This window comes from Burkholderia sp. 567 (genome assembly GCF_040545115.1).
In the GTDB taxonomy this organism is placed as follows: Bacteria; Pseudomonadota; Gammaproteobacteria; order Burkholderiales; family Burkholderiaceae; genus Burkholderia; species Burkholderia ambifaria.
Map to the genome: position 1 here is coordinate 63,915 of NZ_JBEPLG010000005.1, position 24,743 is coordinate 88,657.

Below are 24,743 nucleotides of genomic sequence, written 5' to 3' on the forward strand. Positions count from 1 at the left end.
GCGACCGTTCGTTTCTTCTTCATTGGCATATCCATGGCTTTTACACCTCATGATAGGTATATGGACGCCTCCCGTTTGCGAAGGATTTCGAGCAACCTGACCTGACAGGAACGGCTTGCGCTGTATATCCAGCCGTATCGCAGCGGATACGTGAATTCGGCGATACCGTGCAAGACCGACGCCTGGATCGGCACCGGGACCGCCGTCACAAGATCAGGACCAGGCCGCCCTCAGCGCCCCTTGCTCGCCGCCGCCACCCACCGATCGAACGTCGCCTTGTTCGCAGCGATCCACTGATCCGCCAGCGTCGTGACGATCGCCGACGAACCATGCGCCTGGCTGATCGCCAGCTCCCAGTTCGACCAGGTCGACGAGGGAAAGTGGATCTGCTCGACCAGCGCGCGCACCGGCGCATTCGCGGCGATGAAGTCCTTGTTGGCCACCGCGCTGTAGTTCCAGGAGGCCATCGCCATCCGGCACGGGTTCGCCCCGCCCGCGCAGCCCGGCACGTCCTTCACCAGCGCCGAGCCGGCGTTCGGCACGTTCGGCGGCAGCGCGTCGGCCGGCGTGGGCAGCCAGACCACGTCCTTGCCCGGCACCAGCTCGCTGGTGGTCCACGAGGGGCTCCAGGCATAGAAGAAGGCCGGCTCGCCGCCCTTGATGCGCGACACTACGTCGGCCATCAGCGCCTCGTACTTGCCCGTGACCGGCTTGACGGTCTGCCGGAGCCCGAACTTGTCGAGCTGATAATTCACCACGTCGCCGCAACTCCAGCCGGGATCGCAGCTGATCAGCTGCGCCTTGCCGTCATTGCCGAACAGCGCGGCGATCTTCGGGTCCTTCATCTGCTCGAGGCTGGTGATGTTGTGCGCGAGCGCCGTCTTCCGGTCGATCAGGTAGCCGTTGATACCGCCCCCGTCGATCTGCCCGCGGCCGACCTGCACCGCGCGGTCCTGCACCGCGCGAAAGTTCGGGTCGCTCTGCGGGAAGTTGACGTCGGTTTCCAGGTCGACGTCCCCCTGCGCGACGGCCTGGAAGAACAACACCGTGCCCATGGTCTTCAGCTTGACGTCGTAGCCCATCGCCTTGAGCGCCTTGGTCGTGATCTGCACCGATACGTAGTTGGCGCCGAGGCCGTCGGTCTGCGCATAGTTGATGGTCTTGCCGGCGCCCGGCAGGTCGGCGGCCGACGCAGCGCCTCCGGTAACGAGCGTCGCGACGCACGCCAGTGCGGCCAGTGCCGGTTTCAGTTTATTCATGATCGATCTCCATGCCTGTTTGGATAGGGTGTGATGCATGCCGGCACGCCACGCGCGCCGGTTTGTTGTTGTATTCCACCTGCCTCGAACCGCTCGGCTCGCTACGTCGCGAGCCGCTTCAGCGGGCCGGCAGGCTCGCGTCGGATGCCCACGACGGCAATCCGTCCACCTTGGTCTTGACCACCTTCGTCACCACGTAGGTGAAGTAACGCTCGATGCCGACCTGCGCGCCGAGCAAGCTGTCGATGAACTGCTGGTAATGCTCGATGTCGCGCGACAGCACCTGCATGACGTAGTCGACGCCGCCGCCGGTGGCCAGACACTCGACGATCTCCGGCGCCGCCGCGACCCGCTCCTCGAAGCGACGCATGTCCTGCGCGGTATGCCGAGCCAGCGTCACCTCAACCACCACGCGGCTGCCGGTGAACGCGCCGGCCCAATCCACTTCCGCGCGATAGCCGCGGATCAGGCCCTGGGCCTCGAGCCGCTTGACGCGCTCCCAGGCCGGCGAGATCGACAGGTTCACCTCCTGCGCGAGCCGCGATTTGGTGATGCGCCCTTCGGTCGAGAGGATGCGCAGGATCGCGATGTCATAACGATCGAGCTTGATCCGCCCGGCCCCGGCGCCTGCCTGTTCACCCTTCATGGTCCCCCCCTATCCTCGATTGGATGAACTACCTTAGGGGAGGTCAAAAAACCGTACCTCCTCCGAAACGAGGAAAGCAGACCGCGGTGCTCCATCGTTTGCTAGCAGCCCGGCGCGGCGCGCTTCCCCGTTCCTGCGCGTCATACGGGTTTATCTGGCGCCGGCCGCGATGCGATCCGCAACCTGGTCGACTGCCTGCCTCACCTGCGCGATGATCTGCGCCCGATCGAGTATCGGCACCTGGCCGATCACCGAACGGTCGGGGGGATTGCGCACGTCCAGCGTCGCGCCGCTGTCGCTCGACAGCCAGCGGCCGTCGACATGGCATTGCGAGCGGATCGGGACCGGATGTCCGGTAAGCATGGCATCGACTCCAGAAGGAACGGTATGGCCATTACTATGTCCCCGCGGCCGCCTCGAAACTTTTGGTTCAGTGGCAGCGGGCTTACGGTTTTTTCTGCTTGTCGGGCGGCGCACAGAAAGAACGCAAAACCAGGTCCGCCCGGCACCGTCAGCCCAGCACGCCCTCACTCACCAGCACTTCATGCGCCGCCTTGAAGGCACCCAGGCCGTGGGGAATGCCGGAATAGGCCGTCGCGTGCAGCAGGGCCGCCTTGATCTCCTCGACGCTGACGCCGTTGTTCAAGGCGCCCTTCACATGCAGCTTGAGTTCGTTGGTATGGCCCGCCACCGTCAGCAACGCGATCTGCATGAGGCTGCGGGTGCGGCGGTCCAGGGTGTCGTCGCCCCAGGCCCATCCCCAAGCCCAGGCCGTAGTCGCGCGCTGAAACGCCATCATGAAATCGTCGGCCTTCGCCAGCGAGGCATCGACATAGTCGGCGCCCAGCACCTCGCGGCGAATCGGCAAGCCCTTGTGGAACAGCGCGTCGTCTTCGTTCATCTCCACTCTCCTTTCATTGGACGAAAAAAAGCGCGCGGCTCGCCGCGCGCCTGGTCGATACCATCCTTCACTTCGCCTGGCTGGCCACCGTGATCCATTGATCGAGCTGGGCCTTGTTGCCGGCCATCCAGTCGCCGGCCAACTGCGTGATCAGCGCCTGGGTGCCGCCGTTCTTGCTGATCGCGTATTCCCAGGATGACCAGGTGGTCGAGGGGAACTTGATCTGCTCGATCAGCGAGCGGATCGCCGGATTGGCCGCGATGAAGCCGCGGTTGCCGACGGCGCCCCAGTTCCACGAGGCCATCGCCATACGGCAAGGGTCCGCGTCGCCAGCGCAACCCTTCACGCCCCTCACCAGCGGCGAGCCGCTATTGGTCATATTGGGCGGCAAGGCCGCCGCCGGCGTCGGCAGCCAGACCACGTCCTTGCCCGGCACCAGGCTGCTGACCGTCCAGGAGGGGCTCCAGGCGTAGAAGAAGGCCGGCTTGCCCTGCTTGATGCGCGCCACCGTATCGACCATCAGCGCCTCGTACTTGCCACGCACTGCGCGCACCGTTTCCTGCAGGCCGAACTTCTTGAGCTGGTAATCGACCACGTCGCCGCAACTCCAGCCCGGATCGCAGCTGATCAGCTGCGCCTTGCCGTCCGAGCCGAACAGGGCAGCCAGCTTCGGATCCTTGAGCTGCGCGAGATTGGTGATCTTGTAGGCGTCGGCGGTCTTCTTGTCGATCAGGTAGCCGTTGATGCCGCCGCCCACGATCATGCCACTGCCGACGATCTGCGCATCCTTCTCCACCGCGCGAAACGCCAGCTCCCGCTGCGGGAAGTTCACGTCGGTGGCGAGGTCCTCGTCGCCCTGCGCCACCGCCTGGAAGAACAAGGTGGTGTTCATGGTCGTCAGCTTGACCTCGTAGCCGAGCCGCTTCATCGCCGCCATCACGATCTGCGTGGCGACGTAGTTGCCACCGAAACTGTCTCCCTGCGAATACCGGATCGTCTTGCCCTTGCCCGGCATGTTCTGCGCGAACGCCGGCACGCCTGCCATCATCACCGCCGCGAGCGCTGCCGCGCCGCATGCTGCCGCCAACCTTTTCATCGAGCTACTCCTGCGTGTGGATACGATCGTCCAGGGACGATGCTTGCTGGAAATCGATCCGGCGCCATGTCGGCGACGGGAAACACGGCGCGGCCACCCGGTGCAGCCGCGCGCTTGCGCTGCATGACTTCAGAGCGCCTGCTTGGGATCGCTGTGCTCGGGCAAGGCCGGCGCCGCAGGCCCGCCGCGGCCGCCGCGTACCAGGCGCACTACCACCGAACGCAGCGAGCCGCCCGCGCCGGGCTGCGAACGCGCGAGCTTCTGGGTCACGCGGTCGAGCATCATCGCCAGCATCACGATCGCCACGCCGCCGATCGCGGCCTGCCCCACGTCGAGCCGGCCCAGGCCCTGCAGCACCACCAGGCCGAGCCCCTCGGCGCCGATCATCGAGATCACCACCGACATCACCATCGCGGTCAGCACGGTCTGGTTCAAGCCGCCGAGGATGGTCGACACGGCCAGCGGCAGTTGCACTTCCCAGAGCAGCTGGCGATGGTCCGCGCCGAACGCGAGTCCGGCCTCGACTAGTTCGTGGTCGACCATGCGGATGCCGAGATTGGTGAAGCGAATAAGCGGCGGCATCGCGGCCGTCACCACCGCCACCTCGCCCGACACGGTGCCCACGCCGAACAGCATCACCACCGGCACCAGGTACACGAAGGTGGGCGTGGTCTGCATGATGTCGAGGATCGGCTGCACCACGCGCCAGACCCGCTCGCTGCGCGCGCAGGCGATGCCGATCGGGATCCCGATCACGGCGCAGAAGGCGATCGCGGTAACGATCAGCGCGAGCGTGGTCATCGCGTCCGACCAGACGCCGAGCACCGCGATGGCCAGCAGCCCGAGCAAGGTGAAGGTGCCGATCGCGCGGCCCGCGAAGCGCCAGGCCAGCAGCGCGCAAACCAGGCAGAACAGCGGGAACGGCACCGCGTGCAGGGCGTCGATATTGGCCTCGAGCAGCTTCTGGATCGGCCACTTGATGACCAGGAACAGCGGGCGCAGGTGCAGCGCGATCCACTGCACGGCGGCCTGGATCCACTGGGCGATCGGGAATACCGCCAGATCGTCGGCTTTAAACATGATGAGCTCCGTTGACGCTGCCCGCGCCGATGCGTGCGAGGATCTGCCCCGCTTCCAGCCGGCCGACCAGCCGACCCGATTCGTCGAGTACGCCGAGCGCGCGCGCCGTGCCGAAATGGCCGGCCACGTCGATCAGGCGCGCATGGCCCGGCACGCAGGCGAACGCGCCATCCAGCGGCGGCAGCGCGGCGCCATCGCGCAAGGCCTGCAACTGCGTGTCGCCCACCACACCGAGCATGCCCAGCACGCGTGCCTCACCGTCCACCACGAAGGCCGGCCCCGACCCCGCGCAGCCGAGCACGGTCCAGCCCTCGCGGCGCACCAGCGGCGCCAGCGGCGTCATCGAGGCCTCGGCGTTGAACAGGCGCGATCGATCGACCTCGCGCGTGAAGGCGGCCACGTAGTCGCTTCCGGGCGCGGTCACGATCGACTGCGGCGTGCCCTCGCGCACCAGCTTGCCTTCCGACATGATGGCGATGCGCGTGCCCAGCTTCAGCGCTTCCTGGAAGTCGTGTGTGATGAACAGGATGGTCTTGTTGAGGCTGCGCTGCAGGCGCAGCAGCTCGTCCTGCATCTCGGTGCGGATCAGCGGGTCGAGCGCGCTGAAGGCCTCGTCCATGATCAGGATGTCGGCGTCGGTGGCCAGCGCGCGCGCCAGGCCCACCCGCTGGCGCATCCCGCCGCTCAGCTCGTGCGGCATCTTGCCGGCCCAGCGCGCCAGGCCCACCACCTCGAGCACCTGCTCGGCGCGCTTGCGGCGCGTCGCGCCGTCCACGCCGCGCAGCTTCAGGCCGAACTCGACGTTCTCGATCACCCGCCGGTTCGGCAGCAGCGCGAAATGCTGGAACACCATCGAGATGCGGTTGCGGCGCACCTCGCGCAGCTCGCGCTCTCCCAGCGCGCAGAGATCCACGTCGTCGAGCAGAATGCGCCCGGCGCTGGGCTCGTTGAGCCGGTTCACGCAGCGCGCCAGGGTCGACTTGCCCGAGCCGGACAGGCCCATGATCATGTACATCGCGCCGGCCGGCACGCTCAGCGACACGTCGTCGAGGCCCACCACCTGGCCGGTGTCGCGCAGCACATCGGCCTTGCTGGCGCCGTGGCGAAGCATGCCGAGCGCGCGGGCGGGGCGATCGGAGAACACCTTGTACAGATGCTCGATTTTCAGGCGTTCAGTCATCAAGGTCACTCCTTCGGTGGAGCAGGCCGGGCGCTCGGCTCGGCCCGCTCGGTCGGCAGTTGTTGCAGCGGCGAAAACGCGGTGGGCACCAGGATCCGGTTCTCGGCCTGCTCGATCAGCTCGGACAGGCGCGGGATGAAGGCCTGCCAGCGCGGGTCGGCGGCGAGCCGCTGACGGCGCAGGCGGCGGTCCTCGAGATCGGCATAAGCCCACCAGTGCACCACCTGGGACAGGCAGCCGATCTCGGTGGTGAAGTAACCGATCAGGTTGCCCAGCGCCGGCTGCTGCAGCGGCAGCGCCTCCTCGGCGACCAGCTTCAGGAAGCGCGCCATCGCGCCGTTGCGGATCCGGTAGATGCGCTCCTCGACGATCATCGGGCCGCCTCCCCGCTGTCAATCAGGAACTCCCGCATCAGGGCGGCGACCTGCTCCGGCGCCTCGTTGAGCAGCGAGTGGCGCAGCTTCGGCAGGATCTCCAGCCGCGAATCCGGAATTCGTTCATGCATGTAGCGTGCCATCCGCGGGTTCGAGCCGGCGTCGTGCTCGCCGGTCGCAATCAGGGTCGGCATCGCGATCTGGTCGATCAGGCCGCCGAAATCGGTCTGCGCCAGCACGCGGTAGGCGGCCGCGTAGCAGTCCGGATCATTCTGCGCGTTGCGCCGGCGCAGCTCGGCCACCAGCGCCGGATGCCGCGCCTGGAAATCCTCGGTCAGCCAGCGCGACAGCGAGGCGTCGTAATGCGCGCCGCGCTCGCCCGCCTGCAGGGCGGCCAGCCGCTCGGCCACGCCCGCGCGCTCCTCGGCGGTGCGCCCGGCCACGGTGGCCAGCAGCACCAGCCGGCGCAGCCGCGCCGGACGCGTCAGCGCGAGCCGCTGCGCGATCAGGCCGCCCAGCGAGAAGCCGGCCAGGTCGAAGCGGCTGAAGCCAGCGTGATCTGCCAGCGCCAGCACGTCGCCGACGAAATCGTCGATCTCGTAGCGCCCCTTCACGCGCTCGGAGCGGCCATGCCCGCGCAGGTCGAAGCTGAGCACGCGAAAGCCGCGGCCCAGCGCATTGATGGCGCCCTGCCAGGCCTCGAGATAGGAGCCTACGCCGTGAATGCAGACCAGTTCGCGCGGCCCCTCTCCCTGCAGGCGATAGGCCAGGCGCACGCCGTCGACGGTCAGACTGCCCTCGATCGCGTCGGGCGGCGCCTCGGGAAGTGCGTCGCACATGGCTCAGGCCCCCGCCGCCGCGGCTTGGCGCTCGCGCTCGCGCTCGCGTGCGGCGAAGTGCGGCATGATCTCGTTGACGAACAGGCGCAGCGTCTTCATCTGCAGCTCGAAGGGCAGGTTGAAGGAAAGGCCCAGGCAATACTGGTCGACGCCCTCGTCCTCGTAGATCTGCAACTTGCGGATCACCTCGTCGGGCGTGCCGAACATCAGGTTGTCGCGCACCGCCGCGGGATCGTAGTTGGCGCGATTGGCCACGGTCTCGAAAGGCACCGCCTCCGGGAAGCCGTTGCGCACGGTGCCAATGTTCTGCATCAGGTTCTCGAAGTAGCGGCCGTAGTCGACGCTGTGGCGCACGGCAGTCTGCCAGTCCTCCTCGCGGTCGTAGACGCAAGTGCGCCGCTGCATCATGAAGCGCGGGCGCGGATGCTCGGGATGGTCGGCCACCGCCTTGCGGAATTTCGCGCCGAGCACGGCCACCTCGGACGGCGGAGACGACAGCGGCGTGGACAGGATGTTGGCGCCGATGCCGACCGCCCAGTCGAAGCTGCCGGGGTCACGCGTGGCCACCCAGATCGGCGGATGCGGCTGCTGCAGCGGCTTGGGCACCGAGGTGGCGAGCGGGAAGCGCCAGTAATGGCCCTCATGCTCGTAGTCGCCCTCCCACAGCCGCTTGACGGCCGGCACCAGCTCCTTCATGTAGGCCACGCCTTCCTGCTGGGGAATGCCGCCGGCCATCCGGTCGAACTCGTACTGGTAGGCGCCGCGCGCGATGCCGAACTCGAGCCGGCCATTGCTCAGGTGATCGCACATGGCGGCCTCGCCGGCCAGCCGGATCGGCGACCAGTAAGGCGCCACCAGGGTGGCGGTGCCCAGCCGGATGCGCTCGGTGTGCTGGGCCAGCCAGGTCAGCACCGTGAACGGGTTCGGCGAGATGGTGCATTCGATGGTATGGTGCTCTGCAGTCCAGAGCGTCTCGAAGCCGCCTTCGTCGGCCACGCGCGCCAGCGCCAGCAGCCGGTCGCGCGCCTCGGTCATCGACGCCTCGGGGGAGAATCGCTCCATGCTCAGTGATACGGCGAATTTCATAGATGCCTCGTGTCGGATGGAAACGCGTGTTTCAACGCAGACGAATGACGAACGGATCCTGCATCGCGCCCGAGTAGTCGAGCACCACGTTCTTGAGCCGTGAGAACTCGCGCATCACCTCGAAGCCACCGCGCCGGCCGTAGCCGCTGTGCTTGAGGCCGCCGTTCGAGGACATGTAGGCGGCCGAGCGGTAGGTGTTGATCCAGACCGTGCCGGCGTCGATATCGCGCGCGAAGCGCATCGCGCGGTCGATGTCGCGGGTCCAGATGCCGGAAGCCAGGCCGTATTCGGTGTCGTTGGCCAGCGCCATCAACTCGGCTTCGTCCTGGAACGGCACCACGCCCACCACCGGCCCGAAGATCTCCTCCTGCATGAAGCGCATCGAGTTGGTGGCCTGGGTCATCACGGTCGGCTCGAAGTACCAGCCCTCGGCCAGGGCGCCCGAGCTCGGGCGGCGGCCGCCGGCCGCGATCCGCGCGCCCTCTTCCACGCCCGAGGCCACGTAGCGCTGCACCTTGTCCAGCTGGGTGGCCAGCGCGAGCGGCCCGATATCGGTGTCATCGTGCATCGGGTGGCCGACCCGCACGCGCCGGGTGCGCTCGACCAGGGCCTCGACAAAGCGCTCGTAGATCGAAGCCTCGACGAAGCAGCGCGAGCCGGCCACGCAGGTCTGGCCCGCCGCGGCGAAGATGCCCGACACCACGCCGTTGACGGCGCGCTCGATCTCCACGTCGCCGAACACCACGTGCGGGGACTTGCCGCCCAGCTCCATCTGGCAGGGCACCAGGTTCTGCGCGGCATTGCCGGCGATCTTGCGGCCCGTCACGGTGCTGCCGGTAAACACGTACTTGGCCACGCCGGGATGGCGCGTGAGCGCCTCGCCGGTGGTGGCGCCGTCGCCGGTCACCACGTTGAAAACGCCAGGCGGGATGCCGGCCTCGATTGCCAGCTCGGCCAGCGCCAGCGAGGAGGCGGTGGCGTGCTCGGACGGCTTGACCACTACGGTATTGCCGATCGCCAGGCACGGCGCCAGCGTGCCGGTCAGCATCATCAGCGGCGAATTCCACGGGATGATCATGCCCACCACGCCGATCGGCTCGCGCAGGTTGAAGTTCAGCATGTCGAGCTTGTTGACGGGGATCGTGTCGCCCTGCAACTTGTCCGCCATGCCGGCGAAATACAGATAGGAGTCCGGAATGGCGCGCATCTGCGCGCGCATCTCCTTGAGCAGCTTGCCGTTGTCGCGGCATTCGAGCAGCGCCAGCGCGTCGGCGTGCTCGAGCACCAGCTCGCCGAGACGGCGCACCAGCTTGCCGCGCTCGGTCTGGGTCATGCGGCGCCAGGCCGGGTTCTTCAGCGCGGCCTGGGCGGAGCGCACTGCCGCGTCGACGTCGGCCGCGTTCGACTGCGCGAACTCGTACCAAGGCGTCGAGGTGGTGGGATCGTAGCTCGGGGCATAGCTGCCGCTGACCGGCTCGACGAAACGGCCGTCGATGAAATTGCCGATGCGCGCATGCTGCAGGGTTTCGACTGTGGTCTTCATGAAATGTCCTTGGTCATCCAGCCTGGGTTCAGGAGTGCACGTGATGGCGCCACGGCTGCGCCGCGCCGACGGTCGCGACACGCCCGCCGTCGTGCGAGCCCATGTAGATCGAATAACTGCCGCCGCCGGCCGTCTCACGCACGAAACGGCGCAGCATCGCGCGCATCTCGACAGAGGCGATTTCGTCGTACGGAAGCGCATCGAGAGCGAAGAAACGAAACTCCGGCGGCAGCGCCAGCGCGCCGCGCGGCTCGGCCAGGCGGGCCCGGTAGATGAGGTAGCCGGAATCGTGGCCGTCGGTGTCGTAGACGGAGTAGAGGAAGGTGTCGTCGGACATCAGCGCCAGCGAGCCGCCGCCCGCCACCGGCAGGCGCCCGTCCACCAGCCGGCGCGGCGCGGTGGGCAGCACCCAGCCGCCCTTGCCGTCGTCCACCAGCAGCACCTCGCCCTGCGCCTCGATCAGGTAGCCGACGATCATGTCGGTGGACGACAGCCAGCCCGGCGGCAGGGGGTCCTTGACCTGCGCGTAGCGGCCGCGGCAGAAGCCGAGGGGCGCCGAGGGGCTGGTGCCGAAGGCCTGCACGCGGCCGATCAGGATCAGGTGGTCGCCGGCCTCGACGCGCTCGTGCATCGAGCAGTCGAACCAGGTCAGGCAGTCGGTCAGCACCGGCGCGCCGGTGTGCACCACGTCGTGGCTGATCGAGGCGAACTTGTCGACCGCCTTCGAGGCGAACAGGTTGGAGACGTCCACTTGGCTGTCACTCAACAGGTTCACCGCGAACTTGTCGGCGGCGACGAAGGCCGGGTAGCTCGACGCGCCCGCGCCGACGCAGACCAGCAGCAGCGGCGGATCGAGCGAGACCGAGGCAAAGGAGTTAGCCGTCATGCCGCGCGGGCGGCCCTCGGCGTCGATGGTGGTGAGCACCGTCACGCCGGTGACGAAGGTGCCGAAGGCGCGGCGCAGCGCCTTCGGGTCGATGGTGGTTCGGTTATCGGGTACTGCGGCTTGCATGGCCTTCACCTCGTACATCGTTGTCTTGAGGTGAATGTAGGTAGCTGAAATCGGGCTGGCTTCCTGCGGATCGAAGGAGAACTGGCGGAACCTCACCTGCTGTTCGTCGGACCGGGAAAACCACTAGGGTCTGTTTACATATGGAACGCGCATGCGTTGCCACGAGAACGGCCGCTCGCGAGGCGCGCGACGCGCGCGAGCCCGCCAGCAGGCGCTTGCGCGGCCGTCCCGCCTAATGCGCGCGCTCCGCCGCGGCCACCGGCGCGCTGCCCTCCAGCAGGTTGTGCAGTTGCAGCGCGAGCTCGACGGCGAAGCGCCGCTCAGGCGTCTCCACGTCGATGCCGAACAGGTCGGAGATGCGCGACAGCCGGTAGCGCAGCGTGGTCACGTGCAGGCCCATCGCATCGGCGCAGGCCTGGCTGCGGCAGCCGTGTCGGATGTAGACCGCCAGCGTGTCGAGATAGGAAGCGCGATGGCTGGCGTCGTATTCGACGATCGGACCGATGGTGCCGGTGATGAAAGCCCGCACGTCGGGCGAATCGGCCGCGCCCATCAGCATCGGCAAGGGCCCCAGGTCGGGCACGCTCAGCGCGCCGGTCTTGCCGAACGAGCGCGCCACGCGGATCATCCGCCAGCAGCGGTCCCATTCGTTGGCCAGCTCGGTCAGGCCCGCCACGCAGTCGCTGACCACGAGGGTCGGCTCGCCGCCGAACAGGGGGGTGAGCGCCCCGCACAGCTGGCGCGCGAAGGCATTGACGCTGGCCAGCGGCCGCTGGTCGTCCTCGGGCAACAGACAGACCAGGCCGCCGCCGACCGTCACCGGATGCGAGATGACCTTGTGCTGCGCCGCGATCAGACCAACGGTGCGATGGCACTCGGCCGATCGGTCAAGCGCCGGACCTTCGCGGTGCGGATAGTCGACCACGAGCAGGCGCATCGGCGTGCCGAGCGCGATGCCGAGCCGGCGCGAGCGCTCGACGATGTCCTGCTCGTCGCGCCATCGCCGCTCGACGATCTCGAAGAACAGCTCGGTCAGGGTGCGCGTCTCGGCGCGAAAGCGGATCACGCTGCGCATCAGCTGCACGCTCATCGCGAACTTCGCGCTCTCGATCGCGAGCGCCTGCAGGTCACCCTCGGCGCGCTCGCCGAAGCTCAGCAGCGCGCCCACCGTGTCGCCGTCCACCGCCAGCGGCTCGACGTCGGCGGTGAGCGGCACCCCGCCCGGCAGCACGAAGCCCACCCGCCGCGAGGCGTGGCGCGCAATCGCCTCGCGCGCGGTCTCGCGCATCTGGCGGCCGGTTTCTCCGTCGAGCACGGCGCGCCAGGCGGCGGCGTCGAGCCCCTCGACGGGCGGGCGCGAGGCCAGCAGTTCGCCACCATAGAAGTCGATCACCAGCACCGGCGAGTCGAGCAGGTCGGCCAGCATGCCGGTCAGCGTGTCCATCGAGCCGCCCACCAGCACCTCCTGCAGCATCGCGCCCTGCACCGACAGCACGCGCCGCAACTGCTCGGCGGCGGCCTGCTGCGCGCGCTGGCGATGGGCGCGCTCGATCGCGATCGCGCCGAGGTGCACCAGCAACTCCATGAAGGCCAGGTGCTCAGGCGCCACGTCCACCACCTTGCGCGCCGACACCACCAGCACCATCGGCCGCCCCTCGGCATCGCAACTCGCCATCGGCAGCACCAGCACGGTGCGATAGCCGCGCTCGGGCGCCTCGCGCCGGTAGCCGAGGAATTCGGTGGTCTCCAGCGCGTCGCGGATATAGACCGGCTCGTTGCGCTGCAGCGCGACCAGTGCTGGGCTGGTGGCCAGCTCCCACCGGTCGGCAAGCGTCCGCTTGAGTAGGGTCGGGTCGCGCCGCGCGATCACCAGCGCGTAGCCGTGCGCGATATCCACGCTCATGATCGCGCCGAGATCCCAGGAGCCGTGATGGCAGGCCAGGTCGATCAGGCTGTGCAGCAGCGTGTCGACGTCGGCATCCGCATTGATTCGGCTGGCGACGTCGCGCAAGGACGACATGAGCGACAACGTATCCGGCATCGAGAGCCTCCTGTTGGGCGTAGCTGACTATACGACTTATCGCAGTGTCAAAAAAGTCGCGCTTCCCCCGGAACGGAGGAAGACGCTCGAATTGACGCTACTTAGCATGCCTCGCATCGATCACGTCATCCGATGGGAGTGCTGATGAATACCGATTTGCAAGTGCGCAAGATCTCGACCTTCGTCGAGGAACTGGTTGTCGAGGGCGGGCGCGCGGCGCCGCGCCCGATTACGACGGTGGTGGTGGCGGCGGTGCTGAGGAACCCCTGGGCCGGGCAGGGTTTCTGCGAGGACCTGCAGCCGGAGATCCGGCGCCTCGCGCCACCGCTGGGCGCCGAGCTGACGCGGCGCCTGGTGGCGCTGATGCCGGCCGCGCGCGTGGAAGCCTACGGCAAGGCCGCCGTGGTGGGCGTAAACGGCGAGATCGAGCATGCCTCGGCGCTGATCCATACGCTGCGCTTCGGCAACCTGTTCCGCGAGGGGGTCGACGGCACCGCCTTCCTGAGCTTCACCAATACGCGGCTCGGGCCGGGCTCGATGGTCTCGCTGCCGATGATCCACAAGTCGGCCACGGGGCAGCGCTCGCACTTCCTGACGGCGACATTTCAGATCGCCGATGCGCCGGGTCCCGACGAGGTGCTGGTGGCGATCGGCGCGGCCGACGGCGGCCGCGCCCATCCGCGCATTGGCGACCGCTTCATCGACATGGCCGAGATGGAGGCCCGCAAACCGGCCGAGGCGCAGACCTAGGGCGACTGAGGCGCTGGCGCGCCTTCGCGGCGTGCCAGCCCCGCGCCTGCTCGCGTCTCCTCCGTTTCGCAGTAAATCACGACGTGCCGCATGGCACGCCCGCTCCACCGTTTCCGCCGCCACGGCACCCGCCATGAACGACATCATCATACTGGCCACCCGGCTGCCCGCCGGGCAGGAGGCCGAGTATCGCGCCGCGCTCGCCGCGGCGATGCCGGCCGAAACCATCGTGCCCCTGCGCGAGGCCGATGCCGACGCGCGCGCCGTCGCGAGGATCGCGGTCGTGGCGCGTCCCGATCCCGCCGAACTCGCCGCCCTGCCCCGGCTCGCCTGGATCCAGAGCCTGTGGGCCGGCGTCGAGCAGTTGGTCGAGAGCCTGCCGGCTACCGCGCCGCCCGTGGTCCGGCTGGTGGACCCGGAAATGTCGCGCACCATGGCCGAGGCGGTGCTGGCCTGGACCTACTACCTGCAGCGCGAGATGCCCGCCTACCGCCTTCAGCAGCAGGCGCGCGAATGGCGGCAGCGGCCCTATCGCAAACCGCAGGACATACAGGTCGGAATCGTCGGCCTTGGCACGCTCGGGGCCGCCGCCGCCGCGCGCCTGCTCGAGGCGGGCTTCCGCGTCGCCGGCTGGAGCCGCTCGCCGAAGACCATGGCCGGCGTGGACACCCATCACGGCGCCGAGGGCCTGGCTCGCCTGCTCGGCGCGAGCGAGATCGTGGTCTGCCTGGTGCCGCTGACCGACGAGACACGTGGCCTGTTCGACCGGCACACGCTGTCGGCCATGCGGCCCGGCGCGGCGCTGATCAATTTCTCGCGCGGCCCGGTGGTGGTCACCCAGGACCTGCTGCAGGCCCTCGATGCCGGCCGGCTGTCACATGCGGTGCTCGACGTGTTCGAAGTCGAGCCGCTGCCCGAGGTTTCGCCGCTCTGGGCCCATCCGGCCGTGACGGTGCTGCCGCACATCTCGGCGCCGACCGACCTGCACACGGCGGCGGCCGTGGTCGCGGCCAATGTCGCCGCCTATCGCGCCAGCGGCCGCATCCCGGCCGGCGTCGATCTCTCGCGTGGTTACTGAACCGGCGCGAACCGTTTCGTTTCATCCGGCCCGAGCCGCGCCATCGGTCGTTCTCGTCCGCTGGCGTGTATCCGCACGCCGGCGCGGTGCCAGCAAGGTTTCGATTCATGCAACACGACCATGGGGAAATCATGAGCAAGGCAGCAGGCTTGAAAACACGCATTGCGGCAGCGGTGGCGACGGCGCTGACGATACTCGCCGGCAGCAGCACGGCGGCGCAGGCACAGAGCAGCGTCACGCTGTACGGCATCATCGATGAGGGGCTCAACTACACCAGCAACGCGAAGGGACACGGCACCTTCCAGATGAAGAGCGGCGACACCTTCGGCAGCCGCTGGGGCATCGCCGGCTCCGAGGACCTGGGCGGCGGCACGCGCGCGCTGTTCCGCCTCGAGAACGGCTTCGACGTGAACAGCGGCGCCTTCAGGCAGGGCGGCCGCGAGTTCGGCAGGCAGGCCTGGGTTGGCCTGCAGTCGGACCGGCTCGGCACGCTCTCGTTCGGCCGCCAGTACGACCCGACCATCGACCTCTGGAGCGGGCTGACCGGCGCGGGGGGCGTGAGCGGCGACGTCGCCTCGCATCCGTTCGACAACGACAACGCCGACTTCGATTTCCGCGTCAACAACTCGGTCAAGTACACCAGCCCGAACTTCAATGGCCTGAAGGCCGAGGCGATGTACGGCTTCAGCAACGACACCGGCTTCGCCAACAACCGGCTCTACAGCGCCGCGCTGCAATATAAGCTGGCGGGCCTGACCGCCGCGCTCGGCTACCTGAAGATCGACGCGGGCGGCTCGGCCAACGGCGCGGTGTCCACTGACGCGGTGTTCACCGGCTCGTCCGAGCAGAACATCGTGGCGGGGCTGTCCTACGCGTTCGCGGCCACCAGGCTGGGCCTGGCCTACTCGCACGTCGACGTCTACGACCCGACCGCCAACGCCTATATCGCCTCGACGGCCACCAGGCCGCCGGGCGGGCGCTGGCAGTCCTGGAAGTTCGACAACTTCGAGGTCAATGCGAAGTACGCCTTCACGCCGTCGCTCTGGCTGTTCGGCGCCTACACCTTCACCGAGGCGCGCCTGCACGCGAGCACCGGCGATTTCGAGCCGAAGTGGCACCAGCTCTCGCTGATGCTCGACTACGACCTCAGCAAGCGCACCTCGCTCTACATGCAGGCGGCCTACCAGCACGTGGTCAGCGCGCATACCGGCACGGCCTTCGATTTCGCCACCACACCCGCCTCGGCCGGCGCCTCGTCGGGCGAGAACCAGACCCTGGTGCGGCTCGGCATGATCCATCGCTTCTAGGCAAGCGCAAGTGGCCTTCCGCGGCCGGCTCGCTCGACGGGCCGGCTGCGCCCCGATCCCAGGCGGATCTCTTTTCGAGGTAGCAGATCGGGTAGCAGCGGTGCATTACTGCGCCGCTTTCTGGCGATGGTCCTACAGGTCGATCAGCAGCGGTGTCTTGGCTCTTGAGCAACAGGGAGTGAATTGGTCATTCGCGGCGTGCTCTTCGTCAGTCATGTAGACGTCGCGATGATCTGGCACACCTTCCAGGACCTTCGTCATGCACGTTCCGCATACGCCCTGTTCGCACGACGTCTGAATATCAATACCGTGCGCAGCTAAGGCTTGTGCTGCGGTTTGGTCAGATCGAACCTCGACGATTTTCCCGCTTCGCGCAAGGCGCAATTGAAATGGCAAATCACTCTCGCTGCTCGTCGGTGCATTTCCGAAATATTCGCGATGGACGTTTTCGGAACCCCAACCGGCTGACATCGCTTCCTTGATGACCGCATCGATGAATCCACCGGGGCCACACACATAGAGATGCACATCAGGATCGGGCGAACGCAAAACTTCTGAGAATTTCACCCTCTCTCGGCTCGGCGCCGTGTCGTAGTAGAGGCGAGCATGCGGGGCGAAGTCGTCGTGCTCAACCCGTTCGCGGAAAGCGGCGCGCTCGTGATCGCGCACGCAATAGTGAAGGTCGAAGTCCTGTCTTTCCTCACGGAGGTGTTCAGCCATCGCGAGGATAGGCGTAATTCCGATGCCTCCGGCCATCAGGACAGAGCGACGCGCCCCGGCGGTCAGCGGAAAGTGATTTTTTGGCTCGCTGATTTCAATTAGCTGCCCCTCAGCGAGGTTGTGCATCGCCCGCGAGCCGCCTCGTGAGTTCGGCTCAAGAAGAACTCCGATCTGATAGTGCGAACGGTCGCTTGGCGCGTTGCACAACGAATACTGCCGGACCAAGTCGTTACCGAGAAAAACATCGATATGAGCGCCCGCCGAGAAGAGAGGGAGTTGCTCGCCGCCGGGAGCTACCAACTTGAAGGCGGCAATTCCGTTAGCCACCAGCTTCTTCGATTTGACAAGTACTTTCATTTCGAGTCCATGAAGCATCTGCTGAGAGCGTCAAGCGTTCAAAAGGGAACGGTTGACCCTTGACTTATTGAATCGTTGTTCAGATTTCGAGACTGCCGGTTATTCCAGTTGGCGAAGTTATTCGATGTTGCGTCTGCAGCTTTCGCGGAAAGTCACTGACCCTTCAGGCTTTCCGCCGCGGGATGCGCCGCGAAGCTGATGGTTTGCATGGTGGCTTCCTCGTCGGCCAGAAGCTTGTCAAGGATGCGTCGCGCACGGACGGCTGCTGCGTCGCCAGCGAGCAAGACCGGTTTTAGAGACCAGAAATCCGCCTCTCCAATCATGTGTTGCTGTGCTTCGAGCATCGGGAGGTCCTCATTCTGGAAAGGATGGACGAGCCCCGAGACAAAGTCCTCTGCACGTTGCATCCCGTCGTCACCCATGGAGAGCGGATTGGACACGGCAAACCAGTAATGCGTCGTCGATGCCGTCTCAGGAGAGAAGATGTGGGCGATCTTGTTGGAGACGCCTTCAGAACGAGGCTTGCCTGTCGCGACTGAGCCGGCGTCAAGGAGCATGTGCGCTGGTGCGTCCCACCGAACGTCAATCCATCGGTCGACCAGTGTGCCAACGGGAATTCGGCGTTGGCGATAGAGGAATTCGGGCATGATGTCCCCGACCGTTTGTCGCATCGAATAAACCGTGTTGCCCTCCTGAACGACGCTCGTGATTGCGTCCGCAACCGATGAACTACCCAGCGTTCCCGGATGTAGATACTGAATGTGACTCAAATCCAAAATGTTGTCCGTCTCGAGAACATAGTTCGCTTTTACGTGAAGGTACCGCTTGGCGACATGGCTGAGCTGGGGATCGAGGCACGAGAAGTCAGGTATCTTGGATGAGTCTGCTATCGATGCTTCGCCCATCCAGATCCAGATAAGGGAGTATTTTTCAACGACCGGATACGTTTTTAGCTGAGCCGCCTTCGGGACAACGCCCCCACCGTGGGGGTTCCGCGTGCACTGGCCACTGCCATCAAATTCGAGGCCGTGGTATGGGCATTGAACACCGTTCGGAAGTTTCTTTCCGAGGTGTAGTGGCGCGAAGCGATGGGGACAACGGTTCGAGACGGCCTGTACTTCGCCTCGATCATTTCGGAAAAGAAGTACAGACTCGTTCAGCAATGTGCGTTGGAAAAGCTCGTCGGCCTTGACTTCGCTATCCCACGCGGCCACATACCACGCGTTTCTCAAAAATGGGCGCTTCATGTTCTGTCCAGGTCGCATTTAATCCAAGTACTACGAAAGAAAAAGCTTCGGAATTCCCTATTGGTGCAATCCGGTAGCTAGCATTTCGGAGGTCGCTGTTCGCGTGGTGTCCGAGGCCGCTTTTTCGAAGGGGCAGAAAGGCACGGGGTAGGACGATCCACCATCGAAAGCGACAAATTGCGCGCAGACTGGCACAACTTCAATTGGCAGGCAGGCATACAGCACGGCGTGTACTCCGTAGATGTCTCCACGCTATCCGCGTAGCGACAGCGTTCTGTTCTGGCACAGCGCTCGTTGTGACAGTTTTCCGGGCGCATGGGGCCCTCTTAGGTTCGTCAACTCGAGGCTACGTTTACGCCAAGGTTAGAAGAGACGGTCGATCTAGGGAAATGGTATTTTTCGTGGAAATCAATCGACGCGGTCGATTGATGCTGCATTGTTCGACTTCCCGGTGATCGATTGGTTGAGAAACAGGCCGAGGAGATTCGAGGGCAAAGCCGTCGTACATGGCGGTGCAGCACGAGCAGGTCGGACGACTGCTCGCGCCACTGTCTGAACAGAGGCAGCGTGCCGTCGAATGCGTGACGCGTATGCTCGACGGATCGCAAAGCTCGGCCCCACGGGCACCGCTAGCGCACGAGTTTGAACTGGAAGCGAGGCGCTCATCGGCCCGCGCAGCGCCAAATCCTGATGGAGTGAGGCTCGTGGGAACCAGCTGCGCGGGAACAACTCCGCTAAAGCCGCTATTCGGACTGATGGGCGCACTGTCGCTTCAGTATGTCGGCGAAGGCCTTCGAGGTGGCGCTCTGTGGTCCATCTTGTTTTTGCAGGAGCACGGGCGTGCGAATGGGCTTGGGGTCGACGATTCGGACAACGGCAAAATCGCTTACGGCCTTGGACAGAAACTCGGAGCCAATAGTGGGAATGCGAAGTGAGCGGGACAGTTCGAACATTGGCACGATGGAGTTGATTTCCGCGACGGGCGTAGGTTGAGCATGCACGGCACGAAAGCACGCATTCAGAATGTGCCGTGCCCCCACTTCGGCAGACGGAAGAATGAGCGGCTGACGATGGAGCTCGACCATGCGGATACGTCGTCGCTTTGCGAGAGGATGATTCAACGGAGCAAAGATGACGAGTTCCTCGTTGAAGAGCGGTTCGAACCAAAGCCCACCCGTGTCGGATGGTGTATAGCAGATGCCGACGTCTAGCTGGCCGTTTCGCACGCGTTCTTCGATCGACTTGCCTGGCAACTCGGCGATTGTCACGTGAACGGTCGGGTTTTGCGTGAGGAATTCCGAAACGCAGCCGGGCAACAAGCGAACGTTGAAGGTTGAAGTCGTCCCGATACGCAATTCGCCTGAAAGCTCGGAGATGCAATTTCTTAGTGAGACGATGCCACTGTCAAGTTCGCCCAAGGTGCGAGCAACGGTTCCCAGAAATTGCTTACCGTCCCGATTGAGCGTGACGCGCTTGCCAACCCGGTCGAACAATTCGACTTTGAGTTCATCTTCGAGCTGCTTAATGGTGTGAGACAGGGTGGATTGACTGACATGTAACTGCTTCGCCGCTTGCGTGAAGTTAGCGCATTCAGCCAGTACGTTGAAGGAGCGCAGGTGTCGCAATTCCATGGTTATCCTTGGGGAAGCTTGCGTCGATCTATCGTGGTGAACGTGGTACACCCGCGGTCCGCTGTCAGCGCCGCGCGGGCGTAGCGTCGTAGCCGGCCGCATTGCGTGCCGGGAATCGTCCATAAGATCAGGGCCTTACGGTCGGGCCCGAAGTCTATGACGCGAATTGACAAATTTAATCCGGACGTATGCGAATTGACGACATTATTTTGGCGGGACCGTCAATAAAGTCGTCAACTTGCGGGCCGCAAGCCTTGATCCACGACGATTCTGGAGTGAGAGATTTATTTTGGTCTACGGCGGCTGGCACGACGGCCGGACTCGGCGCGCGCTACAGGCGCCGATCGACGTCCATCCGGTGATATGCAGAATGCGGATCACGTCCAGAGTATCGGCCGATTGCCGAGAGAACACCACCGGCGACCAGGTGACGCGTCTGGCTGGCGCCTCCACGAGTCGGTCGCCGAACCACTCGCGGCGCGCCGGCCGCTCACGCTGCAGGGCTATTGTCCGGCGATTCGGGATCCGGTAAGAACGTCACCTGGCTGAGCGGCACGACGAAACTCGGTAACCAGTCATCCAGGGCCTTGCACACGCGTTCGTAGGCCGCGTCGAGCCCTGAACCCTCCGGCGCATTCAGGTCATCCGGAAACAGGCGATGGCCGGCTTCGATCATGTCGTGCGCCCAGTCGACTCCGCGCGCGGCAAGGCTCGTCGGCGCGACCGTGTCGTAGATCAGTCCCGACGCATCCGCCGACGTGACGGTCGCGCGCCCCCGGCGGGCGTTTCAGCGCCTCGCCGGCGTTCGATTGCGGCTTGCGCAGTGCGATCAGGCCTTGCGCGCGACGACACCCACCGGCGAAGCGGGCGCGCGTTTCGGTGCGGTCTTGTAGTGCGTGCTGTACAGCGCCGCGCCGACAAACACCAGCCCGCCGACCAAGTTGCCGAGTACCGTGGGGATTTCGTTCCACAGCAGATAGTCGACGATCGTGAAGTGAGCGCCGAGCATCAGGCCGGACGGGAACAGGAACATGTTCACGACCGAGTGCTCGAAGCCCATGTAGAAGAACACGAGGATCGGCATCCACATCGCGATCACCTTGCCGGGTACGGACGTCGACATCATCGCGGCGACCACGCCGGTCGACACCATCCAGTTGCACATCACGCCACGCACGAACAGCGTGAGCATGCCGGCGGCGCCGTGCGCCGCATAACCGAGCGTGCGTGCTTCGCCAATGCCGCCGATCTTCTGTCCGATTGCGTTCGGCGCTTCCGAAAAGCCGAATGTGAAGATGATCGCCATGAACAGCGCGACCGTCAGCGCGCCTGCGAAATTGCCGAAGAACACCAGCGTCCAGTTGCGGAACACGCCACCCCAGGTCGCGCCGGGCCGGCGATCGATCACCGCGAGCGGCGCGAGCGTGAAGACGCCGGTGAGCAGGTCGAAGCCGAGCAGGTACAGCATGCAGAATCCCACCGGAAACAGCAGCGAACCGGCCAGCGCGTTGCCGGTGTTGATGGTGATGCTGACCGCGAAGGCGGCTGCGAGCGCGAGGATCGCGCCCGCCATGTACGCGCGAATCAGCGTATCGCGGGTCGACATCGACAGCTTCGATTCACCGGCGTCGACCATCCTGGTGACGAATTCGTGGGGCGTGAGGTAGGCCATGGTGTGCGCTCGTAAAGTTGGACGGACAAAAAAAATGCGCCAGGCACTCGCTCGACATGCGAGTGCCTGGCGCGGACGCTGTTATCCACGTGATCGGCCGCCACGGTTCGACATGGCGTGATCATCAGGCCGCCATTAGCCCGACGAACGAGATGTTCGCAATTTCTATACCAGTGACGGGAATATCGCGATGCAGACTGGTCGGACGCGAAATGCCAGGGGAGAAGGCCGCAGCCGATCGCAGAGAATCGCACTCGCGCGGTGCAAACTGCACTTCGTGCATGCGGTTCGGGCGCCGCCGCGGTGCGTGAAGCGCGGTGCGTTCCGGTCAGGTCGTGCCGTCGTCGTGCGGTGTCTCCGGGCCGCTTCGCTGCGTACGGCGTCGCGCGGAAGGCTGCGCGTGCTCGTCGACGAATCGCTCAGGCGACGTCAGCGCGTCTTCCGCGATATCGGCAAGCGGCCGATTGCCGTCCATCGACGCTTTCTGCAGCATCCGATACGCTTCGTCCTCCCGCAGGCTGAAGCGCGTCATCAGCGTATTTTTCGCGCGCTGCACGAGCTTTCGTTCGTAGAGCGCGCGACGTGCCGCGTCGAGCTCGACCTCCGCGCCGGCCAGTCGCGCCGATTGCGACGCCAGCAGGGATTTCAGGCTAGCGAGCGTCCCCAGGTCTGAGCCGGAGAGACGTCCCGGCAGTTCGTGAACCGCCGCGCGCGCCGACAACGGATCGCCGGCGAAGAACTGGGCGAGCGCCTGGGTATGCGGGGGCGGATTGTTCCGCAACTGCGCCATCAGGCGCTCGGAGTCGCGCAGCGTTCGGTGCGCGTCGTCGATTCGCGCGTTGCACGTTTCCTGCACCTGCAGCGTCAGCGCAATCTGAAGGTGCCAGAGATCATCGATGCGGGCGCTCGCGGCGTCGAACCATGCTTCGCTCAGGACGGCATCGAGCGCATCGCCGGCGTGCGCCGTGCACAGTACGCGGCGCAGCTTCTCGAGCGCCGCCATGTGCGGCTCCGTCATGCGGGTTTCCCACCATGCGTTTTGCGCCGTGCTTGCGAAGCTCGCGAAGACTTCGAGACTGCGCTCCTGCGCGGCTATCAGATACAGCAGGCGCTGCTGCTGGTCCGCCGAAAACGTGCCCGCCGCGAACATGTGCGCGCCGACGGCGCGTTCCTGTCCCGCTTCCTCCTTGCCCTCGACGACATGGACGAGGGCAATCAGCATGCGCGACACCGACGGATCCGCCCCGCTGTCGGCAAACTGGAAAATCAGCTCCACCAGGCCGCCGATCACGGTACTGAACGCCTGGACGGAATCCGGCGCGGACAGCGCAAGATGGTCGATCTGTTCGCGCAGCACATCCAGCGATTCAAGGTCGAGCAGCACCCAGGCGATCAGCGACAGCAGGCGTGACGTCGAGCCTCGCGTGGGCGTCAGCTCCAGATCCAGGCGCTCGCGCAACTGCGCGACGAGCGGCGCCGATTCGCCGCGCGAAGCCGCGCGTTCGGCGACAAAGCGCTTGCCGCTCGATGCCAGATAGATGCTGGTGGCGCCGCGCTCGCGCTGCAGCGCATGGATCAGGCGGCCGAGCAGGTCAACCAATTCGATCTGCTCGGCCAGGTGGCGCAGGGACGCGATTTCCTGATGCTTGGCGAGCAGCGCGAATTGCAGGGCGGTGGCGGGCATGGTGGATACTGACCGTCGACAGGGACTCGGTGCAGTGTAGTGCGGACAATAATCGTTATTTTTTGACGCCTTGCATGTCAAGATTCGTGACGAAGGCGCGGTCCGCAACCGAAACCTGAGTTCGAGCGGGCAATCGGAGCGTAGTGATAGGGTTCCCTATAGCCCGATCGTCACGCAATCTAAGCAGCCGGCGAATGCGCTCCATCAGCCGCACGATCGGCAAAACTTGGCCAGCCGGCTGCACACGGACGAAATTCATGAACTGCCAGATGGCAATACCTTGGGCTTGCTCCGCCACACTGCTTGACGCGGCGATGCGCGCCGCCGAACGTGTTCGATTTAGTTCCAGAGACTGATTTCACGCGCACCATCATATTGCTCGCGACCCGCCGCCCTCGTCCGATCAGGATGCCCTCTGCCGGTTCCGGCGACTTGTTTCGCTCTAAAATGTGGCGCTATATGGCCGGGGTGCCAGCTTGTTAAGCAAAAACATCAATCAAGTGCAATTCCTATGGATCTCAGTGGCGGAGCGGTGATGACGGACCTGAATGGTGATACGACGGACCCGGTCGTCTTTGTCATAGATGACGATAGCGCCGTGCGTGAAGCGGTCGAAACGTTGCTCGATTCCGTCGGCTTGCATGTCGTTTCGTTCGACAGTGCGCATGCGTTCCTGGCCGCCGGCTTGCCGGACCGGCCGAGTTGCGTTGTCCTCGACGTTCGCTTGAAGGGGCACAGCGGACTCGCCGTGCAGGAGCACATCGTACGGAACATGCGCTTGCCCGTGATCCTGATGACGGCGCACGGTGATATCCCCATGTCGGTTCAGGCGATGAAGGCCGGTGCGCTCGACTTTCTTCCTAAGCCGTTTCGCGGACAGGACATGATCGACGCCGTGACACGCGCGTTGGAGTCGGATCGCAAGCGCCGCACGTCCGATCGATCGATGGCGATATTGCGGGCATCCTATGACACACTGACGCCGCGAGAACGAACCATCATGACGATGGTCGCCAACGGGCTGCTGAACAAGCAAATCGCGACCGAACTGGGCTTGAGCGAGATCACGGTCAAACTGCACCGCGGGCAAGCGATGAAGAAAATGAAGTCGCCGTCGATTGCCGATTTCGTACTGAAAGCGCAAGCGCTGGGTTTGATCAGCCGCGACGCGCGTCTGGCCGCACAGGCCTGAGCGCGCAACGATAAACGAGCCGCGGCGATCGTGACGGCGCCGCGCCAG

Annotated in this window: 23 protein-coding genes; 4 read left to right on the forward strand and 19 right to left on the reverse strand. The window is 65.4% G+C overall.

Annotation, left to right across the window (positions count from 1 at the left end; all coding sequences use genetic code 11):
- Window positions 1-230: 230 nt before the first annotated feature.
- The 13 genes from proX (ABIC50_RS16145) to ABIC50_RS16205 all read right to left on the reverse strand — a co-directional run bounded on the left by proX (ABIC50_RS16145) (window position 231) and on the right by ABIC50_RS16205 (window position 13,057).
- Window positions 231-1,259 (reverse strand): glycine betaine/L-proline ABC transporter substrate-binding protein ProX, encoded by a 1,029-nt coding sequence (gene proX / locus ABIC50_RS16145; protein ID WP_011659298.1) that lies wholly within the window; start codon window positions 1,257-1,259, stop codon window positions 231-233.
- Between the two features lie 118 nt (window positions 1,260-1,377).
- Window positions 1,378-1,905, reverse strand: coding sequence for an Lrp/AsnC family transcriptional regulator (locus tag ABIC50_RS16150; RefSeq protein WP_354165390.1), 528 nt, complete (start codon window positions 1,903-1,905; stop codon window positions 1,378-1,380).
- 150 nt (window positions 1,906-2,055) lie between these two features.
- Window positions 2,056-2,268: a hypothetical protein gene (locus ABIC50_RS16155; RefSeq protein WP_471685703.1), complete on the reverse strand. Its 213-nt coding sequence runs from the start codon at window positions 2,266-2,268 to the stop codon at window positions 2,056-2,058.
- Between the two features lie 148 nt (window positions 2,269-2,416).
- Window positions 2,417-2,806 (reverse strand): carboxymuconolactone decarboxylase family protein, encoded by a 390-nt coding sequence (locus tag ABIC50_RS16160; protein WP_126225794.1) that lies wholly within the window; start codon window positions 2,804-2,806, stop codon window positions 2,417-2,419.
- A gap of 67 nt (window positions 2,807-2,873) precedes the next feature.
- Entirely contained in the window at window positions 2,874-3,902 is a 1,029-nt protein-coding gene (proX, locus tag ABIC50_RS16165) for a glycine betaine/L-proline ABC transporter substrate-binding protein ProX (RefSeq protein ID WP_354165393.1), read from the reverse strand.
- Between the two features lie 129 nt (window positions 3,903-4,031).
- Window positions 4,032-4,982 (reverse strand): ABC transporter permease, encoded by a 951-nt coding sequence (locus tag ABIC50_RS16170; RefSeq protein WP_354165395.1) that lies wholly within the window; start codon window positions 4,980-4,982, stop codon window positions 4,032-4,034.
- Window positions 4,975-6,162, reverse strand: coding sequence for a quaternary amine ABC transporter ATP-binding protein (locus ABIC50_RS16175; protein ID WP_354165396.1), 1,188 nt, complete (start codon window positions 6,160-6,162; stop codon window positions 4,975-4,977). Before ABIC50_RS16175 ends, ABIC50_RS16170 begins: the two co-directional genes overlap by 8 nt.
- 5 nt (window positions 6,163-6,167) lie before the next feature.
- Window positions 6,168-6,536, reverse strand: a complete 369-nt coding sequence (locus ABIC50_RS16180; RefSeq protein WP_011659305.1) for an NIPSNAP family protein — start codon at window positions 6,534-6,536, stop codon at window positions 6,168-6,170.
- Window positions 6,533-7,375 carry an alpha/beta fold hydrolase gene (locus ABIC50_RS16185; protein WP_175734756.1) on the reverse strand — a complete coding sequence of 281 codons (843 nt, stop codon included), beginning with the start codon at window positions 7,373-7,375 and terminating at the stop codon, window positions 6,533-6,535. Before ABIC50_RS16185 ends, ABIC50_RS16180 begins: the two co-directional genes overlap by 4 nt.
- Before the next feature lie 3 nt (window positions 7,376-7,378).
- Entirely contained in the window at window positions 7,379-8,461 is a 1,083-nt protein-coding gene (locus tag ABIC50_RS16190) for an LLM class flavin-dependent oxidoreductase (RefSeq protein ID WP_354165399.1), read from the reverse strand.
- 31 nt (window positions 8,462-8,492) lie between these two features.
- Window positions 8,493-10,004 (reverse strand): aldehyde dehydrogenase, encoded by a 1,512-nt coding sequence (locus ABIC50_RS16195; protein ID WP_354165401.1) that lies wholly within the window; start codon window positions 10,002-10,004, stop codon window positions 8,493-8,495.
- Between the two features lie 28 nt (window positions 10,005-10,032).
- A complete protein-coding gene (locus ABIC50_RS16200; protein WP_175678672.1) occupies window positions 10,033-11,016 on the reverse strand; it encodes a flavin reductase in 984 nt (327 codons plus the stop codon).
- Between the two features lie 232 nt (window positions 11,017-11,248).
- Window positions 11,249-13,057: a helix-turn-helix domain-containing protein gene (locus ABIC50_RS16205; RefSeq protein WP_354165403.1), complete on the reverse strand. Its 1,809-nt coding sequence runs from the start codon at window positions 13,055-13,057 to the stop codon at window positions 11,249-11,251.
- 144 nt (window positions 13,058-13,201) lie between these two features.
- On the opposite strand from ABIC50_RS16205, the gene ABIC50_RS16210 reads away from it, so the two are divergent.
- From ABIC50_RS16210 to ABIC50_RS16220, 3 genes are all read left to right on the forward strand, one after another.
- On the forward strand, window positions 13,202-13,807 hold the full coding sequence (locus tag ABIC50_RS16210) for an amino acid synthesis family protein (RefSeq protein WP_354165406.1): 606 nt from the start codon (window positions 13,202-13,204) through the stop codon (window positions 13,805-13,807).
- A 133-nt stretch (window positions 13,808-13,940) separates the two neighbouring features.
- Window positions 13,941-14,885, forward strand: a complete 945-nt coding sequence (locus tag ABIC50_RS16215) for a 2-hydroxyacid dehydrogenase (protein ID WP_354165408.1) — start codon at window positions 13,941-13,943, stop codon at window positions 14,883-14,885.
- 131 nt (window positions 14,886-15,016) lie between these two features.
- Entirely contained in the window at window positions 15,017-16,192 is a 1,176-nt protein-coding gene (locus tag ABIC50_RS16220; RefSeq protein ID WP_354165891.1) for a porin, read from the forward strand.
- Between the two features lie 132 nt (window positions 16,193-16,324).
- On the opposite strand, the gene ABIC50_RS16225 is transcribed toward ABIC50_RS16220, so the two are convergent.
- The 6 genes from ABIC50_RS16225 to ABIC50_RS16250 form a co-directional block, all read right to left on the reverse strand.
- Window positions 16,325-17,269, reverse strand: a complete 945-nt coding sequence (locus tag ABIC50_RS16225; protein WP_354165409.1) for a PDR/VanB family oxidoreductase — start codon at window positions 17,267-17,269, stop codon at window positions 16,325-16,327.
- Window positions 17,270-17,421: 152 nt separating this feature from the next.
- Window positions 17,422-18,516 carry a Rieske 2Fe-2S domain-containing protein gene (locus ABIC50_RS16230; RefSeq protein ID WP_354165412.1) on the reverse strand — a complete coding sequence of 365 codons (1,095 nt, stop codon included), beginning with the start codon at window positions 18,514-18,516 and terminating at the stop codon, window positions 17,422-17,424.
- Between the two features lie 743 nt (window positions 18,517-19,259).
- Entirely contained in the window at window positions 19,260-20,147 is an 888-nt protein-coding gene (locus ABIC50_RS16235; RefSeq protein WP_354165414.1) for a LysR substrate-binding domain-containing protein, read from the reverse strand.
- 490 nt (window positions 20,148-20,637) lie between these two features.
- Window positions 20,638-20,823, reverse strand: coding sequence for a hypothetical protein (locus tag ABIC50_RS16240; protein WP_229063468.1), 186 nt, complete (start codon window positions 20,821-20,823; stop codon window positions 20,638-20,640).
- Window positions 20,824-20,976: 153 nt separating this feature from the next.
- Window positions 20,977-21,819: a formate/nitrite transporter family protein gene (locus ABIC50_RS16245; RefSeq protein ID WP_354165416.1), complete on the reverse strand. Its 843-nt coding sequence runs from the start codon at window positions 21,817-21,819 to the stop codon at window positions 20,977-20,979.
- 328 nt (window positions 21,820-22,147) lie between these two features.
- Entirely contained in the window at window positions 22,148-23,503 is a 1,356-nt protein-coding gene (locus ABIC50_RS16250) for a nitrate- and nitrite sensing domain-containing protein (RefSeq protein WP_354165419.1), read from the reverse strand.
- A gap of 535 nt (window positions 23,504-24,038) precedes the next feature.
- On the opposite strand from ABIC50_RS16250, the gene ABIC50_RS16255 reads away from it, so the two are divergent.
- Window positions 24,039-24,695, forward strand: coding sequence for a response regulator transcription factor (locus tag ABIC50_RS16255; protein ID WP_354165420.1), 657 nt, complete (start codon window positions 24,039-24,041; stop codon window positions 24,693-24,695).
- Window positions 24,696-24,743 lie beyond the last annotated feature (48 nt).